We start from the raw sequence: 25873 nt of genomic DNA, 5'->3' as shown, positions 1-25873 counted from the left end.
GTCGCTACCTATGATTCGCTCGACTACGTCACTGTGATGATCGGCGACCAGATGCTGGGGCTGCCCATCGGACGCGTGCATGATGTGTTCATCACCAACCGCATCACTCTCGTGCCGCGCGCACCGAGCGAGATCATCGGCTTGATGAACCTGCGCGGCCGCATCGTGACCGCGATCTGCCTGCGCAGGCGGCTGGGACGAACAGCTATTCCCAGACAGGACCGCGAAGGCAAGACCGAGCTGGTGGCCGTCGGCATCGACCACCAAGGTGAAGCCTATGCCCTGATCGTCGACGCCGTCGGCGAAGTGATGCGGCTCGACCATTCGACCTTCGAACCCACACCCGTCCATCTGGACCGGAACTGGGCCGCGCTCGCCACGGGCGTGCATCGGCTTGAAGACCGGCTGCTCGTCGTCCTCGACGTCAACGCCATCCTTGCAATCGAGCTGGCTGCTGCGGCCTGAGGGGCGGCGCCAATCTGGAGACTGCCATGAAGTATTGTCTTGTCGTCGATGATTCCGCCGTGATCCGAAAGGTCGCGCGGCGCATTCTCGAAGGCCTCCAGTTCCGCATCGCGGAAGCCGAGGACGGCGCACGTGCCATCGACTCCTGCAAGGGCGAGATGCCCGATGCGGTTCTGCTCGACTGGAACATGCCGATCATGGACGGCTACGACTTCCTGCGCGCCTTGCGCCAGATGCCGGGCGGCAAGCGCCCCAAGGTCGTCTTTTGCACCACTGAAAACGATATCGCCCATATCGCGCGCGCGATGCATGCCGGCGCCGACGAGTACATCATGAAGCCCTTCGACAAGGAAATCGTGGCCTCGAAGTTTCATCAGGTCGGCTTGCTTTGAACCCGGCAGCGACGCGCCGCGACCCGAGGTTTTGGGGGCGGCCCGTCGCAGCGACCAAGCAGGACGGCCGGCGCAGCGGAACATGTGACGCATGAGCAGATCCACCCCGTCCGGCGCCTTCGGCGTCCCGAGGCACAAGACGGTCGTGATCGCCGACGATTCGGTTGTCGTGCGGGGCCTCTTCGCGCGTTGGCTTGGGGAAAGCGGACAGTTCCATCTGGTGGCCGTGGCGGGTGACGGCGAAACCGCGGTCGCCCATGCGGGGCGCTTCAAGCCGGATGTCATGGTGCTCGACCTCGACATGCCCGGCGTCGACGGCGCAACAGCGCTGCCCCAGATCCTCAAGGAGAGCCCCCATACCGGTGTCCTGCTGGCAACCACGCTGACCGAGCGCAACACCCGTATCGCGCTGGAGTGCATGACCAAAGGGGCGATGGATGTCGTCTCCAAGCCCGAAAGCCGCAACGGTCTGACCCTGTCGCTCGATTTCCGCAGCGAGTTCCTGCTTAAGCTTGGCAATATCGCGCAGACGCGGGCACGGACGGGCTCCTTGCCGCTCGACATGGATGTCGACTTCACCCCTGTCGGCCCCGCCAACCTGCGCCAGCTTGTTTCGGTCCTTCCGCGCTATCTCGTCATCGGCGCATCCACCGGCGGCCCGCGTGCGGTCGCCAAGGTTCTGTTCGACATCGGCGAAGGCCTGCGGGATCTGACGACGATCGTCGTCCAGCACATGCCGCCTCTCTTCACGGCCTCCTTCGCCGAACAGATCGCCGGCTATATCGGCATTCCGGCACGCGAGCCCTTTGACGGCGAACGGCTGGCGCGCGGCACGATCTACGTCGCGCCGGGCGGCCGCCATCTCGGCATCGACCGCAGGCTCGGCCATATCACGGCCAGCATCAGCGACAGTCCCCCGGTCCGCTTCTGCCGTCCAGCCGTCGATGTGCTGTTCAACGATGCGGCCCGCCATCTCGGGCCCGCCGCGCTCGGCCTGATCCTGACTGGCATGGGGGCGGATGGAACCGACGGTGCAGCCGCGCTTCGCCGGGCCGGCGCCGCCATCATCGCTCAGGACGAGCAAAGCAGCACGATCTGGGGCATGCCCGGCTCGGTCGTGCGCGCCCAGCAAGCCAGTGTCGTGATCCCGCTCGACGAGATCGGCCTGTCAATCCGCAATCTCATGCGTTCCGGTCAACCGTCGTGACCGAGGCCGATTTCAATTTTCTGCGGCTGCTGCTGCAACAGCGTTCGGGCCTCTCGCTGAGCCCGGAAAAGCGCTATCTCGCTGAGAGCAGGCTTGGCATTCTGTGCCGGCGGCGCGGCATCGACGGGCTGGCCACGCTGATCCAGCGTCTGCGCCCCGGAAGCGATAGCGCGCTCGAAAGCGCCGTCATCGAAGCGATGACGACCAACGAGACCCTGTTTTTCCGCGACCAGACGCCGTTCGATCTGTTCCGGAACGTCATTCTGCCCGAGAAGCTGGCAGCCAATGCCGCCACGCGTTCGCTGCGGATCTGGTGCGCCGCGGTCTCGACGGGCCAGGAAGCCTATTCCCTGGCGATGATTCTCGACGACATGGCCGGCCAGCTTGCCGGCTGGAAGATCGCCATCATCGGCACCGATATTTCCGGCGACGTAATCGAGCGTGCGCGCACCGGCATCTACAGCCAGTTCGAGGTCCAACGCGGACTGCCGATTCAGATGCTGCTGCGGCATTTCCAGCAGGATGGCGAGAAGTGGCAGGTCACGGAGCGGCTTCGGGCCATGGTCGAACTGAAGCAGCACAATCTGCTCGAACCGGCCGGCCATCTCGGCCACTTCGACGTGATCTTCTGCCGCAACGTCCTGATTTATTTCGATCTTCCCACCAAGGCGAGGGTCCTTGGCGCCGTGTCGGCGCGCCTGGCACCGGAAGGTGTCGTCATCCTCGGCGCAGCGGAGACCGTGATCGGCATCTCGACGGCGATCGTTCCCGACAGGCAGCATCGCGGGCTTTACCGCGACCAGCACTCCAAGCATGCCCAGGCTGCCTCGATCTGCCTGCCGATCGAGCCGGTTCGCGCGCGCGGCGTCGGCCGGTTCTGACGATCGCGGGGTCTTTTCGCACCAGCGATGCGGCTACGCCGCCTTGCCCATATCAAGGACGTTCCTGCCCACATCAAGGACGTAGCGCAAACAAAAACCCCGCCTCGCGGCGGGGTCCCCGTCGGCCTGTCGTGTACATCCGACGATCAAGCCATGCTGTTTGTGTCTTGAAAAGATGACCGCGCTGTGACGCCGCCATCCGATCCGGCAATCACGCCGGAATGCGTTCCTCGACTTCATGCGGCTCGCGCAGCACATAGCCGCGCCCCCAGACGGTCTCGATGTAGTTCTTGCCGTCCGAAGCGTTCGCCAGCTTCTTGCGCAGCTTGCAGATGAACACGTCGATGATCTTGAGTTCGGGCTCGTCCATGCCGCCATAGAGGTGGTTCAGGAACATTTCCTTGGTGAGCGTCGTGCCCTTGCGGAGCGAAAGCAGCTCCAGCATCTGGTATTCCTTGCCGGTGAGATGGACGCGGGCGGCATCCACTTCGACGGTCTTGGTGTCGAGATTGACGACAAGGTCGCCTGTCGTGATGACCGACTGGGCATGGCCCTTCGAGCGGCGCACGATCGCATGGATGCGGGCGACCAGTTCGTCCTTGTGGAACGGCTTGGTCAGATAGTCGTCGGCACCGAAGCCCAGGCCCTTGACCTTGTCCTCGATGCCGGCGAGGCCCGAAAGGATCAGGATCGGCGTCTTGACCTTGGCGACCCGCAAGCTGCGCAAAACCTCGTAGCCGGACATGTCGGGCAGGTTGAGGTCGAGCAGGATGATGTCGTAGTCGTAAAGCTTGCCCAGATCGACACCTTCCTCACCGAGATCGGTGGTGTAGACGTTGAAGCTTTCCGACTTGAGCATGAGTTCGATGCTCTGAGCGGTTGCGCTATCGTCCTCGATCAGCAGAACCCGCATGTCCACGTCCCCAATTTCGCCCGCAGGCAAGCTGACCGCTCATCTCGTCCGAACCCGCACGGCTCTGGACGACGACGTACTTGCCCGTTGAAACGCCACGCGACACGCTACGGAGAAATGGTTAACAAACCGTGATTCCGATGCGCAAGCGCTTCCTGGGAGAAAGCCGACGATCCTTGTCGAGGTGAGTCGAATTTGACACGGATCGTTTGACTGTTCGCCCGCGAAATCGCCTTTCGCGGAGTCTGGGTCGCGAACCGGGTCGATTTGACCCCGTGCCGCGACACAGCCTCGAAACACAGTGTTAATCACCCGGGTAAATGAAAGGTTTACGGCAACAGTTATGAACAGCGCCGCGCACGGCCATGATCGCCTTTCTCATCTGGCTGCCACGATCGCGGGGCTCGATCCCGTGACCGTCTATGGCCGCGTGATCGCGGTACGCGGACTGCTTGTCGAAATCGCCGGCCCGATCGGCGCGATGAGCCTGGGTAGCCGCATCGGCATCGAGATCGCGCCGGGCACCCGCGTGCCCTGCGAAGTCATCGGTTTTTCAGGCGAGAAGGCGCTGGTGATGCCCTATGGCGGTCTCGACGGCGTGCGTCGCGGCTGCCCGGCCTATGTCGACAAGGCCGCGCCGGGCCTCAAGCCGACCTCCGCCTGGCTCGGCCGCGTCGTCGATGCGCTCGGTCGCCCTGTGGATGGCGGGCCTCCCCTGCCCCAGGGCGAAAATCTCTACACCTTTCGCAACGATCCACCTCCCGCCCATTCGCGCCGACGCGTCGGCAAGCCGCTCGATCTCGGCGTGCGGGCCCTGAACGCCTTCCTGACCTGCTGCCTTGGCCAGCGCATGGGCGTCTTCGCCGGCTCTGGCGTCGGCAAATCCGTCCTGCTCTCTATGCTGGCGCGCTATGCGCGAGCCGACGTCAACGTTATCGGCCTCGTCGGCGAGCGCGGCCGCGAGGTCCAGGAGTTCCTGCAGGACGATCTCGGCCCCGAGGGGCTGGCGCGTTCGGTGGTGGTCGTCGCGACCTCCGACGAGCCGGCGCTGATGCGCAAGCAGGCGGCGATGACGACGCTGACCATCGCCGAATATTTCCGCGACCAGGGTCTGCAGGTGATGTGCCTGATGGATTCGGTGACACGCTTTGCCATGGCGATGCGTGAGATCGGCCTGGCCGCCGGCGAGCCGCCGACCACCAAGGGCTATACGCCGACGGTCTTCGCCGAGCTGCCGCGCCTGCTCGAACGCGCAGGGCCGGGCGTCGGCGACGGCGCCATTACGGGCCTGTTCACCGTGCTGGTCGATGGCGGCGACCATGACGAGCCCGTGGCCGACGCCGTGCGCGGCATTCTCGACGGCCATATCGTGATGGAGCGCTCGATCGCCGAGCGCGGCCGCTACCCGGCGATCAACATCCTCAAATCCGTCTCGCGTACCATGCCGCGCTCCTGTGACCCGGCCTTCTATCCGGTCGTCCAGAAGGCCCGCGCCACGCTGGCGACCTATGCCGACATGGAAGAACTGATCCGGCTTGGCGCCTATCGCCAGGGCGCATCAGTCGAGGTTGACGAGGCGATCAGGCTGAACCCCGCGCTCGAGGGCTTCCTGAAGCAGGCCAAGGACGATGCGACGCCCTTGGGCGAATGCTACGCCAGGCTCGCCACCATCATGAACGGCTGAAGCCTCAGCCCCGCGCCAGCAGGCGCAGCAGCGCCAGCATGGCCGCGACCGCGACGATCTGGATCGCGGCCGAAGCGATCAGCGCCCAGTCCCGCCCGACATGCTCGATCATCGCCGCAAACAGCAGCGGCGAGGCGGCGAAGGCGAGATTTTGCGGCACGGTCAACCGGCCCAGCAGGGTGCCGATCCCGCTGCGGCCAAACAGCGCCAGCGGCAAGGTCGCGCGCGCCACCGAGATCACGCCCATCGCCGCGCTGAAACAGATCACGGCGCGGTCGCGCCATGCAGCAAAAGCCGCGCTTTCCGGTAAGGAACGGTCAACCTCCTTGCGCCATTGTACTTTTTGTCTCGCGGTATCGGGTTCCGGTCGCGCGCCGAGGGGTCGGCGCATGACCATGCGTAATCAGGAGTTGGAAAACGTCATGAAGTCGCGAGACACGCTGCTGCGTCTCAAGCGCTTCCAGGTGGACGAAAAGCGTCGCCGGGTAAGCCAGATCGAGATGATGATCGCGGATTTTCACCGCATGGCGACCGATCTGGACCGCGAGATCCAGAGCGAGGAAGCCCGGGCCGGAATCTCCGACCCCGCCCATTTCGCCTATCCGACCTATGCCAAGGCGGCGCTGGGCCGCCGCGACAACCTGCGCCAGTCGGCCGACAATCTCAAAGGCCAGCTCGACGAGGCCAAGGCCGAATTGCAGGAGGCCTTCGAGGACATGAAGAAGGTCGAGATCCTCGACGACCGCGAGAAGGCCACCGAACGCGCCGCCGAAGCCGCCCGCGACCAGGCGATGATGGACTCGATCGGTTTGCGCCCAAGGGCCTGAACGGTCGCTGAGGCCATGTGAGCTTCAAGAGCCCGTCGGCAGTGTCCGGCGGGCTTTTTTGCTGGACGGAGCACTTGAAAGTGGCCGCGAGACGAAGATCGCTTCCTGTGACGAACTACGTTTGATCCCCGGCACCAAAGACCGTTTTGGGCCATGCGCAGGCGCTATTTTGCCGGAGCTGAGCATGCTACCACCATCGCTCCAGATGGGGGGAAGGCGAGTGACTGATTTTCGGATGTTGGGGCTCGCCATATCGCTGGCCCTCCTCATCGGTCCAGCGGCGGCCCAGCAGATCTACAGCCAGGAGCCTGCCAAGGGGCAGATCCGTTCGGGGCAAAAAGTGCTCGTCGATAATGGCAGATGCCCGCGAGGGCAGCTCCTCGAAGTGTCCGGCGGCACCAATCCGGGCCTCAGAGGACGACATGGGCAATCGACGGAGCGATCGCGGCGATGCGTTCCGCGAACGTAGCCATACGCGGCAACCGCCCAGGTCTGCCCGATGGGGGGATGGAGAGCTCAGCACCTACCGGGTTCGGCGCCGAACCTACAGGGCCCATTGTGACCCCAACTGCCCTACCCGATTACCGGATGATGCGGCGCGCAACCGCGCGGCATGTGCCCCGCCAGCCTCGGATCGTCATCGACCTCCACACCCCGCTTGAACACCGCAAATCCTGAACGCTGGTAGAACTCCGGCGCGGACGGGTGGTCGAGCGTGCAGGTGTGGACCCAGAAGCGCGCGATCGGCTTCGCCCAGGCCAGCGCCAGGGCCCGGTTCATCAGCCAGCGCCCGGCTCCTTTCCCGACAACAGCTTCGTCAAGTCCGAAGAAGGCGAGCTCGGCCTCGCCCGCCACCCGGAAATCCAGTTCGAGCAGGCCGATATCGGCCCCCTCCCGGCGCACCATGTAGGTCTCGACGCCCACATCGGCGAGGATCGCCGCGACCTCGGCCCTTGGCTTGACGAGCCGGCTGAACCACATCCAGCGCTCGCCCAGCCGCCGGTACATCGCAAGATAGCGGTCGAGCTGGTCTGAGCCGATCCGCTCCAGCGAGAACCCCTCCAGCCCCGGCGGATCGGGCCGCACCGGAGGTCGGGCCTTCATCTCCAGCGAGGTGACGATGGCCGCGATCTTGCCGGGCGGCAGGTCGGTGGTGCCGGTGAGGCTGATGGTCAGGGTCTGTGTCATGGGCAATCTGCGGAAAGCATGAGCCGTCTTAAAGGCGCAGTATGGGGATGCGAGACGATGACGGGAAGAGCCGGGCCGGCGGCGACGCCGCTTGCCCTTCCTTGGCCTCGCTGGCACAGAGACGGCAGCGGTGGCCATCGTATCCCGGCGGTCCCGCCCACTGTCCCAAGCTCCTCGCAGCCCGCGGATTCCATGAAACGCTATCTCGACTATCTCTGGCCGATCATCGGGCTCGTCGCGGTCATCTGGTCGGTCGATCTGCTGTGGGACAAGCTCAAGGCCGAGGCCGGCACGGACGCCGCCATCGAGGCACTGCTCGCGCAGGGCAGCCTCTGGGACAATCTGCGCATCGTCGCCAGCCGCATCGGCCAGAAGATCGCGGTCATTCCCGGCGACGCCTTCTTCCATGCCGGGCTGGCGACGCTGGTCGCCTATGCCGCGCTCGCCTGGTACGACCGCATCGCGCTGCTGCATCTCGGCAAGGAGAAGGGTATTTCCTGGCCCTATATCGCGGTCTGCTCCTTCGTCACCTATGCCCTGTCGCACAATATCGGTGCCTCGGTGTTTTCCGGCGGCATGGTGCGCTACCGCGCCTATACGGCCAAGGGTTTGACCGCGGCCGAAGTCGCCGTGCTGGTGGCGCTGTGCTCCTTCACCTTCGCCTTTGGCACCATCCTGCTGATGGGCCTCGTCCTGCTCTACGAGCCGGAGATCCTGCGCCCGCTGGGGCGGCTGTCGAGCTGGTTTGCGATCAGCGACGGCACGGCGCGGCTGATCGGCGCCGGCATGCTCGGCTTCGTCGCGCTCTACACGATCGGCTCCTGGCTCGGCTTCCGGGCGGTACGGATCGGCAAGTTCGAGCTGGTCTATCCGCGCCTGCCGATCGTCGCGCGGCAGTATCTCGCCGCACCGCTGGAGCTGGCGGGCGCCGCCGGCATCATTTATTTCGCGCTGCCCGAACAGGGCAATCCCGGCTTCATGATCGTGCTGGGCGCCTTCCTGCTCTCCTTCTCGGCCGGGCTGCTCAGCCAGGTGCCCGGCGGTGTCGGGGTGATGGAGGCGGTGTTTCTCGCGGTGATGCCGGGCATGCCGGCGCCGGCCGTCTTCGCAGCCCTGCTGATCTGGCGGCTGTTCTATCTGATCCTGCCGCTGGTGATGTCGCTGCCGGTGGTGCTCGCCTTCGAGCGCGCGCAGCTGAAGCGCAACAGCGCGGCGACGCCGCCGCCCTGAGCGGCCTTCAGCGCCGCAGCGCGATCGCGGCTGCGCCAAACATCAGCAGCGCGCCGAAGCCTTCCGCCCAGCCAAAGGGTTCCGCCAGCACGACGACCCCGGCGGCAACCGCGATGACCGGGCTGACGAAGGCGTAGAGCCCGGCGCGGAACGCGCCCCACTGGTGCAAAAGCCGGATATAGATCGTGAAGCCGATCAGCGATCCGCCGATCACCAGTGTCGCCATAGCCGGCCAGACCGGCCAGACCAGCAGAACGCGCAGATGCTCGATGCGCACCGACTCCAGCGCCAGCGAGATCGCGATCAGGCCAAGCGCACCGATGACCGTCTGCCAGCCGGCCAGCGCCAGGATCGGCATGGCCGGTGCGATCGCGCGGGTCAGCACCGCCCCGACACAGTAGAGCAGCGTGCCGAATGCAACCGCGGCCAGCCCCCAGAGTTCGAGCGTGTTGCCCGTCGCGGCAGCGGCACCGGCCTGCAGCCGGCTGGCGAAGAGCAAGCCGAGCCCGACAGCGCCGAGCAGGATCGCGACGATGCGCTGCCCGGTAATCGCGGTGCCCTCGATCACGCGGCTGGCCAGCATCGAGTAGATCGGGATCGTCGCCATGTTGACCACGGCCGCCAGCCCGCTCGGCGCCTGCGCAATTCCCCAGAAGAGGAAGGCGTAATTGCCCGTATTGACGAGCAGGCCGGTCGCGACGAGGCGCGGCAGCGCCGCGCGCGGAACCGTGAACGCATCGCGCCCCGCCCAGAGCAGCATCAAGGCGCCGGCGATCCCGAAGCGCACCGCCCCGAGGAAGATCGGCGGCGCATAGGCCGAGGCGATCTTGATCGGCAGGAAGGTCACGCCCCAGACCAGGCACATGAGAACGAAATAGAAGGCGTTGCGCGACATCGCACCGGCTTAGCGCTGGGCCCGCGCACTGACCATTGCGGCACGGACATCCCGCCCGCATGGAAATGCGCGGCAGGCGTTCGGCTCAGACCGTCCCGACCGTCTTCAGCCGCACACGGGGGTGGATTTCGGACTGGGAGAGCACCGGCGTCTCGCGCCGGAATCGCTCGATGATCTGGCGCACGAAGGGCCGCGCCAGCCCCGAGGTCACCAGCGCCGGCATCTCGCCGATCCGCGCGGCGTCCTCGAACTTGTTGCGAACCTGATGCACGAACTCCTGCAGCCGCGAGGGCTGCATGGCGAGATGGCGCTCCTCGCCGTTGCCGATGATCGATTCGGCGAAGACGCTTTCCCAGGCCGGCGACATCGTGATGATCGGCAGGTTGCCCTGCGCATTCGAGAACTGCGCGCAAATCTGGCGGGCCAGCCGCGTGCGGACATGCTCGGCGATGTCGCGGGGATTTTTAAGGCCGCCGGCCACCTCGGCGATGCCCTCGATGATGGTGGCGAGATCGCGGATCGAGATGCGCTCCGACAGCAGGAGCTGCAGCACGCGCTGGATTCCGGTGGTCGAGATCTGGCTCGGCACGATCTCCTTGACGAGATCGGCATGGTCCTTGGAGAGCTCGCGCAACAGCTTCTGCACCTCGCCATGCGACAGCAGCTCCGGCATGTTCGACTTCAGCACCTCCGTCAGATGCGTCGAGATCACGGTCGCCGCATCCACCACGGTGAAGCCGCGCAGCTGCGCCTCGTCCTGCAGGGCGCCGTCGATCCAGGTCGCGGGCAGACCGAAGGTCGGCTCCAGGACATTGTGGCCCGGCAGGTTCACGCTGCCGCCCATCGGGTCCATTGCCATGTACTGGCCGGCATAGACGATGCCGTGGCCCGCATCGATCTCCTTGATCTTGATGTAGTAGTGGTTTGCCTCGAGCTGGACGTTGTCGACGATGCGAACCGCCGGCATGACGAAGCCGAGTTCGGCGGCAAGCTGGCGGCGCAGCGCCCGGACCTGATCGGTCAGGCGATCCTGCCCTCCGGTCGAATTCACCAGCGGCAGCAGCCCGTAACCGATCTCGATCTTGAGTTCGTCGAGCTTAAGCAGATCGTTGAGTGTCTCTTCCTTGGGGGTGCCATCGGCGGCCAGCGGCGAGGCGGCGGCGAGCGCGGCATCGGCGATCTCTCCCTCCTTGGCCTTGGCGATCTGCCCGAAATGCCGCGCCAGCCAAGCCGCTCCGAACGCCAGCGCCAGGAAGGGGATCATCGGAATGCCGGGCAGGATGGCGATCAGCCCCATCACCGCCGCCGACATGCCCAGGGCCTTCGGATAGCCCGAAAGCTGCTTGCCGAGCGCCTTGTCGGCCGCGCCGCGCACGCCCGATTTCGAGACGAGCAGGCCCGCCGCCGTGGAGACGATCAGCGCCGGGATCTGGCTGACGAGGCCGTCGCCGACCGTGAGCTGGGTGTAATTGCGTGCGGCATCGCCGAAGCTCATGCCCTGCTGCGCGACGCCGATGATGATGCCGCCAAGCACGTTGATGAAGGTGATGAGCAGGCCCGCAATGGCGTCGCCGCGCACGAATTTCGAGGCGCCGTCCATCGAGCCGAAGAAGTTCGCCTCGTCTTCGAGCGCCTTTCGGCGGGTCTTGGCGACCTCCTGGTCGATCAGGCCGGCGCCGAGATCGGCGTCGATCGCCATCTGCTTGCCCGGCATGGCATCGAGCGCGAACCGCGCCGCCACCTCGGCGATGCGGCCCGAGCCCTTGGTGATGACGACGAAGTTGACGATGATCAGGATGGTGAAGACGATCACCCCGATCACGAAATTGCCGCCCATCACGAAATTGCCGAAGGCCTCGATGACATGGCCCGCGGCTGCGCCACCCTCGTGCCCATGCGCCAGGATCAGGCGCGTCGAAGCAAGGTTGAGCGCCAACCGCAACATCGTGACGATCAGGAGCACGGTCGGAAAGGCTGAGAACTCGAGCGGCTCCTCGATGAACAGCGCCGTCATCAGCACGAGCACCGACAGGATGATGGAGAGCGCCAGCAGCATGTCGAGCAGGACGCCCGGCAGCGGAAAGATGAGCACCACCAGGATGCCCATGACGCCGATCGCCAGGAACAGATCGGGGCGGTTGAGGAGTTTCCCCAGCCCGCTGCGGCTCATGTCGAAGCCGCCGGCTCCTGACGTCACATCGGTCATCGACCAGCCCGCTTCCTGCGCAGAAAAGCACCGCGCCACTCGGCAATTCTTGCCGGGCTTATGGTGAACGATTGGTTAAAGCCAACAATAAACCGGGTGTTGGAACCCTTTCCTGAACAGATCGTTAGGCAATGGCCGCGTTGTGGCCCCATTCCCCCCGTCCTCTTGGGCCGGGGTGGATGGACTGGTTCACTGAACCGCAGATACTGGAGAATGACTTTGAATAGACGTTCATTTGTGATGAGCCTTTTCGGCGGCCTGGCTGCTGCCAGCCTCGGCGGTGTCGCCCTGTCGCAGGCGGCGGAGCCGCAGCTTCCCGTCAAGGCCGGGGATCTCGACGCCGCTACCAAGGCCGGCCTCGACGAGGCCGATGCCGATTTCAACCAGGTCGTGATCCGCGAGCGCGTCATCCGCCGTGGTCCCTATCGGCGTCCCGTCGTTCGTCGGCGCGTGATCGTCCGTCGGCCGCGCCCGATCTACCGCCGTCGTCGCCCCATCGTGCGGCGTCGCGTGATCATCCGCTGATTTGAGACACGCTTGAGGGCGGTGGTGTGAAGCCGCCGCCCTTTTTGCAAAAGGCCATCTCCGGCCGAGAGGCAGAGCTTCCGGGATGACAACGCCGACCTCGCCTTCTTTACCCGCCACGATCGCCACCGAAATCCCGGCACGGCTTGATCGGCTGCCCTGGTCTCGCTTCCACACCCTCGTCGTCGTGGCGTTGGGCGTAACCTGGATCCTCGACGGGCTTGAGGTCACACTGGCCGGCTCGGTTTCGGGCGCGCTCAAGGAGAGCCCGGCGCTGCGTTTCACCAACACCGAAATCGGCATGGCGGGCGCCGCCTATATTGCCGGTGCCGTGCTGGGGGCCCTGTTCTTCGGCTGGCTGACGGACCGCCTCGGCCGCAAGAAACTCTTCACGATCACGGTCCTCGTCTATCTAGCCGCCACGGCCGCGACGGCCTTCTCCTGGAATTTCTGGAGCTTCATCGTCTTCCGCTTCCTGACCGGCATGGGCATCGGCGGCGAGTACACCGCGATCAATTCGACGATTCAGGAACTGGTGCCGGCGCGCGTGCGCGGCTGGGTCGATCTCGTCATCAACGGTTCGTTCTGGATCGGCGCCGCGCTTGGCGCGGTGGGCGCGATCGTGCTGCTGAACCCCGTCGTGATCGACCCCGAAATCGGCTGGCGGCTGGCTTTCTTCATCGGCTCGGCGCTAGGCCTGATCATCCTCTTCCTGCGGCAATGGATCCCCGAGAGTCCGCGCTGGCTGATCAGCCATGGCCGGACCGACGAGGCGGAGGCCATCGTGGCCTCGATCGAGGCACGCGCCGGCGTGATTTGGAGCCGCGACGAGAAGCTCCCCGTGACCCAGCTCAGGCCGCGCGTCGGCACGCCGTTGAGGGAGGTGTTCCACGTCCTGTTCGTTGTCCATCGCCAGCGCGCTCTCGTCGGCCTGGCCCTGATGGTGTCCCAGGCCTTTTTCTACAACGCGATCTTCTTCACCTACGCGCTGATCCTGACCGATTTCTACCAGGTCCCGTCCCAGGCCATCGGCTGGTTCATCCTGCCCTTCGCCGCCGGCAACTTCCTGGGCCCGCTGATCTTGGGCCGCCTGTTCGACACGGTGGGACGGCGCATCATGATCTCGGTGACCTACGCCCTCTCCGGCCTGCTCCTGACCGGCACCGGCTATCTGTTCTGGCGCGACGTCCTCACCGCCGAGCAGCTGACCCTGTGCTGGAGCGTGGTGTTCTTCTTCGCTTCGGCGGCGGCGAGTTCGGCCTATCTGACGGTGAGCGAAACCTTCCCGGTGGAAATGCGGGCGCTGGCGATCGCGGCCTTCTACGCGGTCGGAACGGGCGCGGGCGGCGTCGCCGGCCCCTGGCTGTTTGGCGCCCTGATCGACACAGGATCACGCGGCAGTGTCTTTGCCGGGTATCTGTTTGGCGCCGTGCTGATGCTCGCGGCCGCGCTGATTGCCGCTCGCTGGGCGATCAAGGCCGAGCGCCAGCCGCTCGAAAGCATCGCGCGGCCGTTGAACGCGGTCGATTGAGGAAAGAGCATCGCCGGGACGAAGGACGGTGGAACAAAGCATCATTCGAATGCATTATCCCAAACCGGCGCTTTATCCCTATCGTGGCGTCGAACGCTAACAGAACAAGAGTCCCGGAGGATGTCGTGGATAGACGCTCATTCATCATGACGCTGATCGGCGGTATGGCCGCTGCCAGCATCGGCGGCATCGCTGCCGTCGAAGCCGCCCAGCCCAAGGCTGCGCCGCCTGCCCCGAGCCCGGAGCCGCTGCCCGCCGCTCAGTCCGAAGCGGTATCCGCCGAGCTCCAGGATGGGCTCGACCGCTCCGAGGCGGAATTCAGCCAGTATTATTATTACAGGCGCCCGCGCTATGTCCGGCCCCGCTATTACGCCCGCCCGCGCTACTACGCCCGGCCGCGCTACTATGCGCGCCCCCGCTATTATGCGCGTCCGCGTCCCTATCGCCGCCGTTACTATTGAGCGGCAGCCTGGTCAGAGCGCGCTGATGCGCGCCTGACCGGGCTCGGCAACCGTGATGCCGGCGGAGGTGTATTCGCTCAGCTTGTTGCGCAAGGTGCGGATCGAAATTCCCAGAATCTTGGCTGCATGCGTGCGGTTGCCCAGGACGTGATCGAGCGTATCGAGGATCAGCTCGCGCTCGACATCGGCGACGGTATGGCCGACGAGCGAGCGCGTCACGGCCTCGGCCGTTTGCGCCGCACGCGCGGCACTGTCGCGCCCCGTCGCGGGGCCCAGCGTCTCGCCTTCCGGCGTCATGACCGCTTCTGCGCCGATCTCGGGCCCCTTGGCCAGGAGCACGGCCCGGTGGATGGTGTTTTCCAGTTCGCGGACATTGCCGCGCCAGGCGTTGGTCAAAAGCAGCTTGCGGGCATCGGCCGCGACAGGGCGCAGCGGTACACCATTGAGCTCGGCGTATTTGCGGGCGAAATGGTCGGCCAGCGCCAGGATGTCGCCGGGCCGCTCGCGCAGCGCAGGCAGGCGCAGATGGACGACGTTGAGTCGGTAGAACAGATCTTCGCGAAATGATCCCTCGCGGACGGCGTCGCCGAGATTGCGGTTCGAAGTGGCGATGATGCGCAGATCGACCTTGACGGGTTGCGTGCCGCCGACGCGGTCGATCATCCGCTCCTGGAGCGCGCGCAGCAGCTTGGCCTGCAGGCGGACATCCATCTCCGAGATTTCGTCGAGCAGCAGCGTGCCGCCATTGGCCTCCTCGAATTTGCCGATCCGCCGCGCGATGGCGCCGGTGAAGGCGCCCTTCTCATGGCCAAACAGCTCCGATTCGAGCAGATTGTCGGGGATGGCCGCGCAATTAACGGCCACGAAGGGCTTGTCCTTGCGCAGCGACTTCTGGTGGAGGTAGCGCGCGATCACCTCCTTGCCGGTGCCGCTTTCGCCAGTCACCAGCACGGGCGCGTCAGAGCGCGCGATCTGCGCGGCGAGTTGCACGACGCGCTCCATTGCCGGATCCTTCCAGATCAGGCTCGACTGATCGGCCGCAACCGCCTCCAGCACGGCAGCGATCAGTTCCGGATCGGGCGGCAGCGGGACATATTCGCGCGCGCCGGCCTGGATCGCCGCCACGGCCGCACGCGCATCGGTGGATGTGCCGCAGGCGACGATCGGCGTGCGGATGCGCTCGGCTTCGAGCGCAGCGACGAACTGCCCGACCGGCAGCGTGACCTCGACCATCAAGAGATCGGCGCCCTTGGCGCGCAGCACCGCCAGCGTCTGCTCCAGGCTCTCGGTATGGGTGACGTTGGCGCCATGGGCGATCGCGATCTTGGCGGCCGCGATGAGCTGTCCCTTGAGACCGCCGGCAATGATAAGGCGCATGGCTCAGGCCCTTCTGCGTCGAGAGATGGAGATCAGACCGATCATCACCGGTCGGCCTTGATGATTTCGGTCATCGTCACGCCAAGCCGGTCCTCGACCACCACGACCTCGCCGCGCGCCACCAGCCGCTCGTTGACGAAGATGTCGATCGCCTCGCCGACGCGCCGGTCGAGTTCCAGCACGGCGCCGGGCACGATCTGCAGCAGATCGCCGATCGCGATCTTGGACGAGCCAAGCACGGCCGACACGTTGACCGGGACGTCGAAGACCTGTTCGAGATCTTCGGCCGTCTTGACCGGGATCGGACCCGACCGAGCGACCGAACCGTCGCTTTGGTCGAATGACAGATCCGCCGGGTTGAGGGGTGGCAGCTTGAGATCGTTGTCCGCCATCATCTGTCGTCCTCACTTTGCAGAGGGTTAAAGGCGGGAAAGGCGGTCGCGACCGCCTGATCCACCAACCGCCCCAGCCGTTCCGACTCGATGACGAAACCACCATCGGCCCATTCGATACGCCCGTCGCCAGGCGCGATATCCGGCTCTCCCAGCACGACAAGCCGGCCGGCAAAGCCCGTCTCCTGCGCCAGTCGCTTGACCAGGGCCTCCGCGGCTTCCAGGGCACCGTCGTTGACGCGCATGACGAGATGCGGTGCCAGGCGGGCATGGGCGAGGCACTCGCGCAGGCCGTTCTCGAGCGCAGCCAGCGGGCGTTCGCTCAACGCCGCTCCCGCCAGCGCCCGGGCCGCGACGATGGCGACATAGGCTGCTTTGGCTTCGACCTCCTCCGCATGGGTGGCCTCTTGCGCGACCAGACGTTCGGCCGCGCGCGCCAACTGTGCGACCAACCCGTTGAGCTGGCTCTCGGCTTCGCGGCGGCCCTGCTCTCGGCCAATCGCAATACCATCCGCCCGCGCCGCCGCGACATCCGCCTCGCCGGCGGCACGTCGTCCGCCCTCGCGAAAATCGGTGCCGAACGTGAATTTCGTGGCGCTGCTCATCATCAATAAACCAGTTCGTCGTCCGAATTGCCTTTGGACAGGATAATCTCGCCCTTGTCGGCCAGGTCCTTGGTCAGCGTGACCAGCTTGGTCTGCGCCTCGTCGACTTCCTTCAGACGCAGCGGCCCGAGGCCCTGAATGTCGTCCTGCATGTTCTTGACCGCGCGCTGCGACATCGCACCGAAGAAGAAGTTCCGCATCGTCTCGCTGGCCCCCTTGAGCGCGCGCGCCAGCGTGTCCTTGTCGACCTGACGCATCAGGGTCTGCAATCCGGCGGGATCGAGCTTGCTCAGATCCTCGAAGGTGAACATCAGCGCCCGGATCCGCTCGGCCGATTCCTGATTGGACGCATCAAGCGCCGCCAGGAAGCGCATCTCGGTCTGGCGGTCGAACCCGTTGAAGATCTCGGCCATCATCTCATGCGGGTCGCGCCGGCGGGTCTGCGTCAGGGTCGCGACGAATTCGGTGCGCAGCGTGTTCTCGATATGGTCGAGCGCTTCCTTCTGCACCGACTCCAGCCGCAGCATCCGCCCCACGACTTCGATCGAGAGCTCGTTGGGCAGATTGCGCAAGACATTGGCCGAATGCTCGGGCCGGATCTTCGAGAGGATGACCGCGATCGTCTGGGGATATTCGTTCTTCAGGAAGTTGGCGAGAACCACGGCGTCGATATTGCCGAGCTTCTGCCACATGTTGCGGCCGGCCGGGCCACGGATCTCATCCATGATCATGGCGACCTGATCGGTCGGAAGGATCTTTTCGAGCAGCGAGATCGTCCGGTCGAAGGACCCGGTCACCGCACCGGCGCTCGACAGCTTGCCGACGAAATCCAGCATCAGCCGCTCGACATCATCGGCATCCACCGTGCCGAGCTCGGCCATGGCGCGCGTGATGATCCGGATTTCTTCGTCGTCGAATTCGGACCAGATTGTCCTGCCGTGGTCTTCGCCGAGAACGAGCAGGATGACAGCGGCCCGCTGCGGGCCTGTCATCTCGTCGATGTTCGTGACTCCGCCACCGCCGCCTTCGACCGCGCGGGTGCTCGTGGTTGGCGTGGCGATGGAACGTGCTTCCGCCATGGCTCAGAAACCCGTCATGCCGCGGCTCTTTCGTGGATCCAGCCCCGCAGGACCGCGACGCTGTCGGCCGGATTCTGCGCGACCATCTGCCCGATTTTCTCGACCGACTGGGCCTTGAGCTGACCCTTGATCTGCGCGACCGCCAGCATCCGCTCCGACGGCGCCTCGCTGGGCATGGGGAGCCCGTCGGATGGGGACGTCAGCGCCCGCTGGCCGGCTGGATCGCCGGTCAGTTCATCCCCCGCCACCATCACCCCATTGCGCATGAATGAGGGGATCATCCGCGCGGCTCCCTGTTCTGGTGCCAGCACCTGCTTGAGCAGCGGCCGCACGACCACCATGAGCACCATCAGCACCAGAAGTGAGATGACCCCGAGCTCGGCGAAGCGGACCAGATCCTCCTTGGTGAAGGAGAGGAGCTGCTGCATCAGGCTCTGCTCGACCAGATCGGTCACGGCCGGAGGCGCTTCGGCGAAGCGCAGATTGACGACTTCGATCTTGTCGCCGCGTGCATCGTCGAAGCCCACTGCGGTGCGCACGAGTTGGCCGATACGCTCCAGCTCCTCATTGCTGCGCGGCTGGTAGGCAATTTCCCCGGCGGGGTTGCGCGTATAGGTGCCGTCCACCAGCACGGCAACGGACAGCTTCTTGACGCGCCCGCCCTCCAGCACCTCGGTGCGGGTGGTGCGCGAGATCTCGTAATTGACGACTTCCTCGTTCTTCTGGGAGGAATCCTTGGGCGCGGCGTTGCCGCCCTGGCCCTGCTGCGCGCCCGGCAGCTCGTTGCCGACCGTGACCGCGCCACCGCCCTCGGTGGTGGTCGATGCCTCGGTGCGATTCTGGCTGGAGCGCACGACCCGGCTCTCGGGATCGAACGTCTCCGAGCGGCTTTCGATGCGATTGCTGTCGAGCGCCGCCGAAACCTGCACGCGCGCCCGACCATGGCCCACGATGCTGGCGACGATGTCCTCGATCTGCAGCTTCAGGCGCTTCTCGATGCCGACCTGCCGCTCTTCGATGCCCAGCCCGGCGATGCCATTTTCGCTCTGGGCGCCGTCGGCCAGAAGCCGGCCGCGCTCGTCGACGATCGAGACGCGCTCGGGCTTCAGCCCGTCCACGGCCGAAGAGACGAGATGGCGCACCGCGCGGACCTGCGCCGCATCGAGGTCGCCGGCGAGCTTGAGCGCGATCGAGGCGCGCGGCGGCTCGCGATCGCGCTCGAACAGGCGCTTTTCGGGAATGACGAGATGCACGCGCGCCGCCTGCACGCGGCTGATCGACCGGATGGTGCGCGAGAGTTCGCCCTCGAGCGCGCGCAGATGGTTGATGTTTTGCACGAAGCTGGTCGAGGAGAAGGCATCGCCCTTGTCGAAGATCTCGTAGCCGACGCCGCCGCCGGCCGGGATACCCTTGCTGGCGAGGTCGAGGCGCAGGCGCGGCACGACGGTCTTGTCCACCAGGATGGTCTGGCCGTCACCGCGTAGCTCGTATTTGACCCCGCGCGTGTCGAGATCCTTGAGAATCGCACTGACATCCTGCTGCGAGAGATCGGAGAACAGCACGCTCATGGCCGGCTGGGACATTCGCAGCATGACGAAGCCGAAGAAGCCGACAAGCGCGAGCGTGACCGCAAGCATGGCCGCCAGGCGCGCCGCGCCGAATCGCTGGAACTGTTGGACGATACCGCTCACGCCGCAATCCGTTTCACAAAGCCGCCATGGCCGCTCTGGGAACGGCTCACTAGGCAAGTTTTTCCCGGTGCGTGGTTAGCGCCCGGTTAATTTTGCCGGATGGGCCGAAAGATTGTCGTTCGCCTGCGGCTCGCGCAGCTGGGGCAAAGGCGTTCCGGCACGCCGTCGAACCGGGCGGGCGACCCCGTTTCGCATGAGCCGGTGTGGTCTTCGTTCGACCGTTCAATCAAATTTGAAGAGGCGGCTGTGGAAACGGGTTCATAATGTTAGCGTGTCAGTTGTGGGTTGCGTTGCGTGCGGCAACGACAAGAAGGATGCATCTGAGGAGGAATGGATGCTGATCTGGAGTGGCATTGTCTGGCTCGCCTGCGCGGCCATCTTTCTCGAACTGGTGGAGCGTGCACCGATACGGGATTGGGAATGATCGAGCGGTCGGCGGCTTTTGGCTAACACGGAAGAACACGAGGTGAGCCAGCCGATCGAACCAACCTGAACAGGCCCGCTTCGGCGGGCCTTTTGCTGGGCGGATCGGTGTCCTCGTGTTGACCTCATCAACGCGCAAGGCGCCGGTCCCGGGGGGACCGACGCCTCGTCTAACCCGTATGAATCCGACGCGGTTACTGGCGGTAATGCTGAATCCGGGTCGTCCGCAGGCCGGCGAGGCCATGCTGGTCGATCGACATCTGCCAACTCAGGAATTCATCGACGGTCAACGTATAGCGCTGGCAGGCCTCTTCGAGGCTGAGCAGACCGCCGCGCACGGCTGCCACGACCTCCGCCTTGCGCCGGATCACCCAGCGGCGGGTATTCATCGGTGGGAGATCGGCGATCGTCAGCGGACTGCCGTCCGGCCCGATCACATACTTCACCCGCGGTCGCAACGGCTCGCTCATGATACACTCACACAACTCAACAGAGCTACTTGTGCTGAGCATAGGCCTGCCGCTTTAAGAATTGCCTAAGGCGAAGCGACAGGGTTTCGACATTGGTGATTCGGCCTTACTGCTGACGCACGACGCTCTTGACCTGGTCGATCGGCACGCTGATCGCCCCGATCTTGAGCGTCGGGATCGAGCCGGTGAAATCGACGCCATCGACGACACCGCTGATCTTGGTCGTGGCCGTCATCGCCGCCCCCGCCGTATCCCTGGCGTCGACCGTGATCGTGTATTCGCCGGGCGCGGCCTTCTGCGTCGTCGAGGTCGTGCCGTCCCAGCTAAAGGTCTGATCGCCGGCGACGAGCGATCTCGTCTGCGTCTGCACGATGCTGCCCTTGGCATCCTTGATCGTGATCGTCGCTGTGCCGCCGCGCGGGACGTTGAGCTGCCACTCGGCCTTGTCGCCTTCGAGCCGTGTCGTTGCACCATCGGCGGTGATGGTCGAGCCGATGAAGCCAACCGCGCTCGTCGCCGTGCCCGCCGAGTTCAGGCTGAGCAGCGAGGTCAGCGTCTGGTTGGTCTTGAGCTGCTGCTCGACGCCGGCAAACTGGACCAGCTGAGAGGTGAACTGGTTGGTGTCGAGCGGGTCGAGCGGCGACTGGTTCTTCAGCTGCGTCGTCAGCAGCGTCAGGAACTGGTCGAAATTCTCGGCGATCGCGGCGCCACCCGAGACGGTGCTCGCGGTGGTCGTCGTGGCCGCAGTGCTGGTCGCGCTGGTGGTGTTGGAGACGGTCATGGCGCTCCTCCTCTGTCAGATGCTGAGATCCACGCCGCCGAGGCGGACATAGCGGACGACGGATGTGGGCGACACGGAAACGGGCATGTCCTCGCCCGCCTGGGAGCCGTCGGCACGCATGCGGGGACGCTGCGGCGGCTCGTCTTGCCGGCTTTGGCGGAAGCCTGACTGGTCGGCGGGATCGCGCAGGCTGATATCGACACCCGCATCCGACGGTTTCAGACCCGCCTGCTCGAAGGCGCGCTCCAGCATGCGGGAATCGCGCTGCAGCAGATGCAAGGTTTCGACGCGATCGACGACCATCTTCGCCGTGACCTCGCCATTGTCGGCAATCGAGAGATTGACATCGACCCGGCCAAGTTCGCCGGGGTCGAGCCTGATGTCGAACTGCCGGGCGCCTGCCAGCGCTCGCAGGCCGATCTCGATCGGCAGCACATGCAGCGGCGTCGGCTGACTTTCCGCATGGCCGCCCTGCCCTGGCAGGGCCACTTGCCCCGAGGCCGCGATCGGCTCGGGCATCGTCAGGAGGCGCGGCGATTCCGGTCGGGCCGCCTGCTGGTTGAGACCTGAAAGGTCGATCAGGCTGACGCCCTGCTGCAGAACGTCGCTTGGCTTGACCTCGGCTGAGGTGGTGGTCGGCACGCCCGGGGACGCGACGATATCGCTTGCCGGCGACGCCGACCCCGCTTCGGCGGTCGCGACGGCGCCGGGCTTGGTGCCTGCCGCCATCGCGGCGTTTGGCTCCTGGGCTGGCGACGTCTGGGGTTGGCCAAGGGTGCTGACCGGCGCAGCCGTTCCTGACGGCAGATTGCTCACGCTGGCGCCCTCCGCCGGGCCTGCCTCCATTGCAAACGCAATCGGAAGCGTCGCACCGGGAACGGCCGGGGTGTTCACCAGCATGGGCCCCACCGGCGCGGGGAGCTCGCCGACGCTCTCGGCTTTCGGCTCGGCGGCGCCGAGGATCTCGCTCGCTTCGCCAGCACCGCTGTCGTCCAAGACAGCTTCGGTCTCGCCGGGACCCGTCGGGCTCGGATTGGTCTGCTGGCCGTCGGCCTGAGCCGCATTGGCGATGCTGACCAGCGCAACGATGTCCAGGTTCGACAGCGCCGGCGGCACGGACGGCGCGATGCCGGCAGCCTGCTCGACGGCCCCGGCTGGTTCCGTCTTCACTGCGTCCGTCTTTGCGGCATCGGATGCTGCTGTCTTCGTGCCGGGCTCGGCGGCTTGGGGCGGCTGATTGTCCTGCGCGGATTCCGCTCGTGCCTCGGCTCCCGGCGACCGATCGGCGGAACGACGCGGTTCGGCAGGCTCGCGACGCGGCTCGGTGGTATCGCGGGTCTGGTCTTTCCCTGTCTCGCGGGCCGGCCTCGCGGGTTCCCGAGCGGACTCGTCCTGGGGCAGAACGAAGCTCTCCCGGCTGCCGCCCGCATCGCGCTCGGTCGGGCGCTGACGCTGAACCATGGGCTCGGCCACGGACGCTGAACGGGAGATTGGCTGTATCGACATCGTTTCGTCCGCACAGGGGGCACAAGGCCCGCAGCGCAATCCAGCAAAGCCCAAGCCAGAAGCCATATCCGTGTTTTCAATGGCTTAGCTTTGAGACAGGGGCTGACCGACGGCAAGAACAGCCACGCAGCGACCGCCGGCCGGCAGCTTTTGCCCATCGCGGCTGGCAGCTTCGCGCCAAAGCCGGTATAGAGCCGGGCTTGGCTCTGCTTCCACGCTGGAATTGGCAAGTTTTTGATGACGACGCCGCGCAACTCCCTCGACATCGCCAAGGCACCAGCGGCGACGCGCGTGGTCGCGGCCATGTCGGGCGGCGTCGATTCCTCCGTCGTCGCGGCCCTGCTGCAGCGCCAGGGCTTTGAGGTGATCGGCGTCACGCTCCAGCTCTACGACCACGGCGCGGCGGTCCACCGCGCCGGCTCCTGCTGTGCCGGGCAGGATATCCACGATGCCCGCCGCGTCGCCGAGCAGATCGGCATTCCTCATTACGTTCTCGACTATGAGAGCCGCTTCCGCGATGCGGTGATCGAGCGTTTCGCCGAGAGCTATCTTGCGGGCGAGACCCCGATCCCCTGCGTAGAGTGCAACCGGACGGTCAAGTTCCAGGATCTGCTCGGGCTCGCCCGTGAGCTCGGCGCGGACGCGCTGGCGACGGGCCATTACGTCGTCTCGCGCGAATTGCCCGACGGCCATCGCGGGCTCTTCCGCGCCGCCGACGCCAATCGCGACCAGAGCTATTTCCTCTACGCGACGACGCAGGAACAGCTCGACCTGCTGCGCTTCCCGCTCGGCCATATCGACAAGGCCCAGACCCGGGCGCTCGCGGCCGAACTCGGCCTCGGCATCGCCGACAAGCCCGACAGCCAGGACATCTGCTTCGTGCCCAATGGCCGCTATGCGGATGTCATCGAGAAGCTGAAGCCCGGCGCCGCGCGCCCCGGCGACATCGTCCATCTCGATGGCCGCGTGCTTGGCCGCCATGACGGCGTGCTGCGTTACACTGTCGGCCAGCGCAAGGGCCTTGGGCTGAGCACGCCCGAGCCGCTCTATGTGCTGCGTCTCGACGCCGACGACGCCCGTGTCATCGTCGGGCCGCGCGAAGCGCTCGCCATCCGCGAGGTCAGGCTGCGCGACCTGAACTGGCTCGGCGAAACCGCGCTCGACGCCATTCCGCCAGATGGGCTGGACGTCGCCGTGCGCGTGCGCTCGACCCGGGCGCCCCGGGCGGCGCGGCTGCTGCGCGACGCCGACGGCCTCAAGGTCGAGCTCGCCTCGGACGAGGAGGGTGTTTCGCCCGGCCAGGCCTGCGTGATCTATGCCGATGCCGGCCCCGGTGCGCGCGTGCTCGGCGGCGGCACCATCATCCGGCCACCGCTGCCGCTGCCCGCGGCGTGGCAAGGCGCGGCTTTGGCGGTGTCCTGAAAACCGCCGCAGGCCCCTGCAACGCCCCATCCCACGAGCCGCCCGATGCCGGTGTCCGACCATCTCGAAAGCCAAAAGCGCGTCTATGCCGTCTGGGCGCGCATCTATGACAAGATCTACCAGCGGTTGCTCGCCGGCCCGCAGCGCGAGGCGGTCGAGGCTGCCTGCGCCTGTGGACCCGATATCCTCGAGATCGGCGTCGGCACCGGGCTGACGCTGGCCTACTTCGCGCGCGGATCGCGCGTTGTCGGCGCGGATCTCTCGCTCGACATGCTGAAGGTCGCCAACAGCAAGGTCGCGGGCCAGCATCTGTCGCATGTCCGGGGGCTGATGGTGATGGATGCCTGCCGGCTCGGCTTCGCCGACCAGGCCTTCGACGCGGTGACCGCGCAATTCGTGATCACCCTCGTGCCGGATCCCGAGCAGGCGCTGACCGAGATGGACCGCGTGCTTAGGCCCGGCGGCGAGATCATCATCTCGAGCCGCCTGGTCGATGACGGCGCCCGCTTTGCCACGATCTGGAGCGCGCTCGCACCGCTCGCCCGCGCGGTGGGCTGGAGTTCGGATTTCAAGGTCAGCCGTCTGACCGGATGGGCCGCCGGGACGGGGCGCTACGAGACCGTCCATGTCGGCGCGGGCTACTTCAAGGTGGTGCGGCTGCGCAAGCTCGCTTCCGCTCCTCCCGTCTCGGGACAGCCAGCCATCGACGGCCTCTCCGCCACAGAGGGTTGACGACTCTACGCCTGCCCCCCTATATCGCGGCCTCCGATGAATCGCCGTTTGCGGCGATCCGTGGGGCGGGGTAGCTCAGCTGGTTAGAGCAGCGGAATCATAATCCGCGTGTCGGGGGTTCGAGTCCCTCTCCCGCTACCAACTATTTCTCAAGCAACATCATAGAGATAAGAGCCCCGCCTAGCGGGAACAGACCGTGATTTGGCGTTGCATCGGCCCGCAACACGGTTCGATTGATTTCAACGGCTTACGACATGATTCCGGCAGGTCCATGCAACACCGGCGCAACACGATCGCTGCCGATGCTCACAGTAATTTTCAGACGCCGATGCGCACCGTTGTAGCGAGCGCAGCTTGTCAAAAGCCGTCGTAAGCTGTGCAAATCCCGGCCAATTGCGGCCGTTGCCGGTCTCCGGCATGTCTGGGGGATGTGCCCCTCACGCGCTAGCTCACCCCTCGCCCTGGTCCTGCGTCGCCTCTCTTGCACGGTGACAGCGCCATGATCGCCAGCCCTATCGAACCCGGCTGGCATCGTGTCCGCGTCCGCGATTGGAGTGCGCCCCTGCGGGTAGACAGGATCAGGCTGCGGTTTTGACCGTGAGCCGGGCGTGTTGATCCTCGAACTGCTGCGGACGGAGATAGCCGAGCGCGGAGTACAGTCGGCTGGCGTTGTAGACTTGATCGATGAAGCGCGGAAGGTCGGCAGCAACATCGTCGAACGTCTCATAGGCCATCGGATAGACGGCCTCGACCTTGAGCGTTTTCATGAAGCTCTCGGCCTTGGCGTTATCATAGGGATTGCCGCGGCGCCCCGATCGATCCGACCAGGCCTTGTTCGGCGAGAGCTTGCCGGTAGCGCCCGGCCGCGTATTGCGAGCCGCGGTCCGTGTGGTGGATACAGCCGGGCGGCGGCCCTCGCTTTTCGATGGCTGTGCGCAGGGGGCAGCTAGAGTCAGCCTGACGTCGATCGATCGGCCGATCGCGTAGCCG

27 protein-coding genes and 1 tRNA gene are annotated in these 25873 nt (G+C 65.7%); 14 read left to right on the top strand and 14 right to left on the bottom strand.

Annotation, left to right across the window (positions count from 1 at the left end):
* The first annotated feature begins 36 nt into the window (after positions 1 to 36).
* The 4 genes from IP69_RS20360 to IP69_RS20345 all read left to right on the top strand — a co-directional run bounded on the left by IP69_RS20360 (position 37) and on the right by IP69_RS20345 (position 2945).
* Positions 37 to 465, top strand: a complete 429-nt coding sequence (locus tag IP69_RS20360) for a chemotaxis protein CheW (protein WP_248306915.1) — start codon at positions 37 to 39, stop codon at positions 463 to 465.
* Positions 466 to 491: 26 nt separating this feature from the next.
* On the top strand, positions 492 to 857 hold the full coding sequence (locus tag IP69_RS20355; protein WP_054144651.1) for a response regulator: 366 nt from the start codon (positions 492 to 494) through the stop codon (positions 855 to 857).
* 91 nt (positions 858 to 948) lie between these two features.
* Positions 949 to 2064 (top strand): chemotaxis-specific protein-glutamate methyltransferase CheB, encoded by a 1116-nt coding sequence (gene cheB / locus IP69_RS20350; RefSeq protein ID WP_054144650.1) that lies wholly within the window; start codon positions 949 to 951, stop codon positions 2062 to 2064.
* A complete protein-coding gene (locus IP69_RS20345) occupies positions 2061 to 2945 on the top strand; it encodes a protein-glutamate O-methyltransferase CheR (RefSeq protein ID WP_054144649.1) in 885 nt (294 codons plus the stop codon). Before cheB ends, IP69_RS20345 begins: the two co-directional genes overlap by 4 nt.
* Before the next feature lie 211 nt (positions 2946 to 3156).
* Here the strand turns inward: IP69_RS20345 and ctrA are convergent, their stop codons facing one another.
* The gene (gene ctrA / locus IP69_RS20340) at positions 3157 to 3858 is read right to left on the bottom strand and encodes a response regulator transcription factor CtrA (RefSeq protein WP_054144682.1); all 702 of its coding nucleotides are present in this window, start codon (positions 3856 to 3858) and stop codon (positions 3157 to 3159) included.
* A 343-nt stretch (positions 3859 to 4201) separates the two neighbouring features.
* Between ctrA and fliI the strand changes: the two genes are divergently transcribed.
* Positions 4202 to 5542: a flagellar protein export ATPase FliI gene (fliI, locus tag IP69_RS20335; protein ID WP_054144648.1), complete on the top strand. Its 1341-nt coding sequence runs from the start codon at positions 4202 to 4204 to the stop codon at positions 5540 to 5542.
* A 4-nt stretch (positions 5543 to 5546) separates the two neighbouring features.
* Here fliI and IP69_RS20330 read toward each other — a convergent pair whose 3' ends face one another.
* Complete coding sequence (locus IP69_RS20330; protein WP_156323584.1) at positions 5547 to 5810, bottom strand: hypothetical protein; 264 nt, start codon at positions 5808 to 5810, stop codon at positions 5547 to 5549.
* Between the two features lie 154 nt (positions 5811 to 5964).
* Here IP69_RS20330 and fliJ point away from each other — a divergent pair, with 154 nt between their 5' ends.
* Positions 5965 to 6369 (top strand): flagellar export protein FliJ, encoded by a 405-nt coding sequence (gene fliJ / locus IP69_RS20325; RefSeq protein WP_054144646.1) that lies wholly within the window; start codon positions 5965 to 5967, stop codon positions 6367 to 6369.
* Between the two features lie 184 nt (positions 6370 to 6553).
* On the top strand, positions 6554 to 6838 hold the full coding sequence (locus tag IP69_RS22570; protein WP_349236310.1) for a DUF6719 family protein: 285 nt from the start codon (positions 6554 to 6556) through the stop codon (positions 6836 to 6838).
* A 104-nt stretch (positions 6839 to 6942) separates the two neighbouring features.
* Here IP69_RS22570 and IP69_RS20320 read toward each other — a convergent pair whose 3' ends face one another.
* Complete coding sequence (locus IP69_RS20320; protein ID WP_054144645.1) at positions 6943 to 7557, bottom strand: GNAT family N-acetyltransferase; 615 nt, start codon at positions 7555 to 7557, stop codon at positions 6943 to 6945.
* Between the two features lie 192 nt (positions 7558 to 7749).
* On the opposite strand from IP69_RS20320, the gene IP69_RS20315 reads away from it, so the two are divergent.
* Positions 7750 to 8787, top strand: coding sequence for a YbhN family protein (locus IP69_RS20315; RefSeq protein ID WP_054144644.1), 1038 nt, complete (start codon positions 7750 to 7752; stop codon positions 8785 to 8787).
* Positions 8788 to 8794: 7 nt separating this feature from the next.
* Here IP69_RS20315 and IP69_RS20310 read toward each other — a convergent pair whose 3' ends face one another.
* On the bottom strand, positions 8795 to 9682 hold the full coding sequence (locus IP69_RS20310; protein ID WP_054144643.1) for an EamA family transporter: 888 nt from the start codon (positions 9680 to 9682) through the stop codon (positions 8795 to 8797).
* An 85-nt stretch (positions 9683 to 9767) separates the two neighbouring features.
* Positions 9768 to 11852 carry a flagellar biosynthesis protein FlhA gene (gene flhA, locus IP69_RS20305; protein WP_248306919.1) on the bottom strand — a complete coding sequence of 695 codons (2085 nt, stop codon included), beginning with the start codon at positions 11850 to 11852 and terminating at the stop codon, positions 9768 to 9770.
* 276 nt (positions 11853 to 12128) lie between these two features.
* On the opposite strand from flhA, the gene IP69_RS20300 reads away from it, so the two are divergent.
* The 3 genes from IP69_RS20300 (at position 12129) to IP69_RS20290 (ending at position 14405) form a co-directional block, all read left to right on the top strand.
* Positions 12129 to 12413 (top strand): hypothetical protein, encoded by a 285-nt coding sequence (locus IP69_RS20300; protein ID WP_054144642.1) that lies wholly within the window; start codon positions 12129 to 12131, stop codon positions 12411 to 12413.
* A gap of 85 nt (positions 12414 to 12498) precedes the next feature.
* Positions 12499 to 13944, top strand: a complete 1446-nt coding sequence (locus IP69_RS20295) for an MFS transporter (protein ID WP_054144641.1) — start codon at positions 12499 to 12501, stop codon at positions 13942 to 13944.
* Between the two features lie 125 nt (positions 13945 to 14069).
* Positions 14070 to 14405 (top strand): hypothetical protein, encoded by a 336-nt coding sequence (locus tag IP69_RS20290; RefSeq protein ID WP_156323583.1) that lies wholly within the window; start codon positions 14070 to 14072, stop codon positions 14403 to 14405.
* Between the two features lie 12 nt (positions 14406 to 14417).
* Here the strand turns inward: IP69_RS20290 and IP69_RS20285 are convergent, their stop codons facing one another.
* The 8 genes from IP69_RS20285 to IP69_RS20250 form a co-directional block, all read right to left on the bottom strand.
* On the bottom strand, positions 14418 to 15782 hold the full coding sequence (locus IP69_RS20285) for a sigma-54 dependent transcriptional regulator (protein ID WP_054144639.1): 1365 nt from the start codon (positions 15780 to 15782) through the stop codon (positions 14418 to 14420).
* Positions 15783 to 15826: 44 nt separating this feature from the next.
* Positions 15827 to 16174, bottom strand: coding sequence for a flagellar motor switch protein FliN (fliN, locus tag IP69_RS20280; protein ID WP_054144680.1), 348 nt, complete (start codon positions 16172 to 16174; stop codon positions 15827 to 15829).
* Positions 16174 to 16782: a FliH/SctL family protein gene (locus IP69_RS20275; protein ID WP_156323582.1), complete on the bottom strand. Its 609-nt coding sequence runs from the start codon at positions 16780 to 16782 to the stop codon at positions 16174 to 16176. The genes fliN and IP69_RS20275 overlap by 1 nt, the downstream gene beginning before the upstream one ends.
* Positions 16782 to 17858, bottom strand: coding sequence for a flagellar motor switch protein FliG (gene fliG / locus IP69_RS20270; protein ID WP_082359501.1), 1077 nt, complete (start codon positions 17856 to 17858; stop codon positions 16782 to 16784). Before fliG ends, IP69_RS20275 begins: the two co-directional genes overlap by 1 nt.
* Positions 17859 to 17872: 14 nt before the next feature.
* The gene (gene fliF, locus IP69_RS20265) at positions 17873 to 19495 is read right to left on the bottom strand and encodes a flagellar basal-body MS-ring/collar protein FliF (protein WP_054144678.1); all 1623 of its coding nucleotides are present in this window, start codon (positions 19493 to 19495) and stop codon (positions 17873 to 17875) included.
* Between the two features lie 671 nt (positions 19496 to 20166).
* Positions 20167 to 20442: a DUF1153 domain-containing protein gene (locus IP69_RS20260; RefSeq protein ID WP_054144637.1), complete on the bottom strand. Its 276-nt coding sequence runs from the start codon at positions 20440 to 20442 to the stop codon at positions 20167 to 20169.
* Between the two features lie 106 nt (positions 20443 to 20548).
* Entirely contained in the window at positions 20549 to 21223 is a 675-nt protein-coding gene (locus IP69_RS20255; RefSeq protein ID WP_054144636.1) for a flagellar hook capping FlgD N-terminal domain-containing protein, read from the bottom strand.
* Between the two features lie 15 nt (positions 21224 to 21238).
* Positions 21239 to 22393 carry a flagellar hook-length control protein FliK gene (locus tag IP69_RS20250; protein ID WP_197279989.1) on the bottom strand — a complete coding sequence of 385 codons (1155 nt, stop codon included), beginning with the start codon at positions 22391 to 22393 and terminating at the stop codon, positions 21239 to 21241.
* A gap of 573 nt (positions 22394 to 22966) precedes the next feature.
* On the opposite strand from IP69_RS20250, the gene mnmA reads away from it, so the two are divergent.
* The 3 genes from mnmA to IP69_RS20235 all read left to right on the top strand — a co-directional run bounded on the left by mnmA (position 22967) and on the right by IP69_RS20235 (position 25024).
* Positions 22967 to 24151 (top strand): tRNA 2-thiouridine(34) synthase MnmA, encoded by a 1185-nt coding sequence (mnmA, locus tag IP69_RS20245; RefSeq protein ID WP_054144634.1) that lies wholly within the window; start codon positions 22967 to 22969, stop codon positions 24149 to 24151.
* A 45-nt stretch (positions 24152 to 24196) separates the two neighbouring features.
* The gene (locus IP69_RS20240) at positions 24197 to 24883 is read left to right on the top strand and encodes a class I SAM-dependent methyltransferase (RefSeq protein ID WP_054144633.1); all 687 of its coding nucleotides are present in this window, start codon (positions 24197 to 24199) and stop codon (positions 24881 to 24883) included.
* A 64-nt stretch (positions 24884 to 24947) separates the two neighbouring features.
* Positions 24948 to 25024, top strand: a tRNA-Met gene (locus tag IP69_RS20235).
* A gap of 437 nt (positions 25025 to 25461) precedes the next feature.
* Here IP69_RS20235 and IP69_RS20230 read toward each other — a convergent pair.
* Positions 25462 to 25873 (bottom strand): integrase core domain-containing protein (locus IP69_RS20230; RefSeq protein ID WP_156323581.1); only part of this gene is annotated, 412 nt, incomplete at its 5' end.

The organism is Allobosea sp. AAP35 (assembly GCF_001295925.1).
Taxonomy (GTDB): Bacteria; Pseudomonadota; Alphaproteobacteria; order Rhizobiales; family Beijerinckiaceae; genus Allobosea.
The sequence above is the reverse complement of the archived record's forward strand: the minus strand, read 5'-3'. Positions and strand labels throughout refer to the sequence as shown.

Coding starts and splice junctions, on each gene's coding strand:
- IP69_RS20300 (WP_054144642.1), top strand. CDS start 12,129: ATGAGCCTTTTCGGCGGCCTGGCTGCTGCCAGCCTCGGCGGTGTCGCC.
- fliN (WP_054144680.1), bottom strand. CDS start 16,174: ATGGCGGACAACGATCTCAAGCTGCCACCCCTCAACCCGGCGGATCTG.
- fliI (WP_054144648.1), top strand. CDS start 4,202: ATGAACAGCGCCGCGCACGGCCATGATCGCCTTTCTCATCTGGCTGCC.
- IP69_RS22570 (WP_349236310.1), top strand. CDS start 6,554: ATGCTACCACCATCGCTCCAGATGGGGGGAAGGCGAGTGACTGATTTT.
- IP69_RS20315 (WP_054144644.1), top strand. CDS start 7,750: ATGAAACGCTATCTCGACTATCTCTGGCCGATCATCGGGCTCGTCGCG.
- IP69_RS20260 (WP_054144637.1), bottom strand. CDS start 20,442: ATGAGCGAGCCGTTGCGACCGCGGGTGAAGTATGTGATCGGGCCGGAC.
- IP69_RS20240 (WP_054144633.1), top strand. CDS start 24,197: ATGCCGGTGTCCGACCATCTCGAAAGCCAAAAGCGCGTCTATGCCGTC.
- IP69_RS20310 (WP_054144643.1), bottom strand. CDS start 9,682: ATGTCGCGCAACGCCTTCTATTTCGTTCTCATGTGCCTGGTCTGGGGC.
- fliJ (WP_054144646.1), top strand. CDS start 5,965: ATGAAGTCGCGAGACACGCTGCTGCGTCTCAAGCGCTTCCAGGTGGAC.
- IP69_RS20320 (WP_054144645.1), bottom strand. CDS start 7,557: ATGACACAGACCCTGACCATCAGCCTCACCGGCACCACCGACCTGCCG.
- IP69_RS20360 (WP_248306915.1), top strand. CDS start 37: ATGATCGGCGACCAGATGCTGGGGCTGCCCATCGGACGCGTGCATGAT.
- IP69_RS20295 (WP_054144641.1), top strand. CDS start 12,499: ATGACAACGCCGACCTCGCCTTCTTTACCCGCCACGATCGCCACCGAA.
- IP69_RS20355 (WP_054144651.1), top strand. CDS start 492: ATGAAGTATTGTCTTGTCGTCGATGATTCCGCCGTGATCCGAAAGGTC.
- fliG (WP_082359501.1), bottom strand. CDS start 17,858: ATGGCGGAAGCACGTTCCATCGCCACGCCAACCACGAGCACCCGCGCG.
- IP69_RS20275 (WP_156323582.1), bottom strand. CDS start 16,782: ATGATGAGCAGCGCCACGAAATTCACGTTCGGCACCGATTTTCGCGAG.
- flhA (WP_248306919.1), bottom strand. CDS start 11,852: ATGAGCCGCAGCGGGCTGGGGAAACTCCTCAACCGCCCCGATCTGTTC.
- ctrA (WP_054144682.1), bottom strand. CDS start 3,858: ATGCGGGTTCTGCTGATCGAGGACGATAGCGCAACCGCTCAGAGCATC.
- IP69_RS20285 (WP_054144639.1), bottom strand. CDS start 15,782: ATGCGCCTTATCATTGCCGGCGGTCTCAAGGGACAGCTCATCGCGGCC.
- IP69_RS20255 (WP_054144636.1), bottom strand. CDS start 21,223: ATGACCGTCTCCAACACCACCAGCGCGACCAGCACTGCGGCCACGACG.
- mnmA (WP_054144634.1), top strand. CDS start 22,967: ATGACGACGCCGCGCAACTCCCTCGACATCGCCAAGGCACCAGCGGCG.
- fliF (WP_054144678.1), bottom strand. CDS start 19,495: ATGCTTGCGGTCACGCTCGCGCTTGTCGGCTTCTTCGGCTTCGTCATG.
- cheB (WP_054144650.1), top strand. CDS start 949: ATGAGCAGATCCACCCCGTCCGGCGCCTTCGGCGTCCCGAGGCACAAG.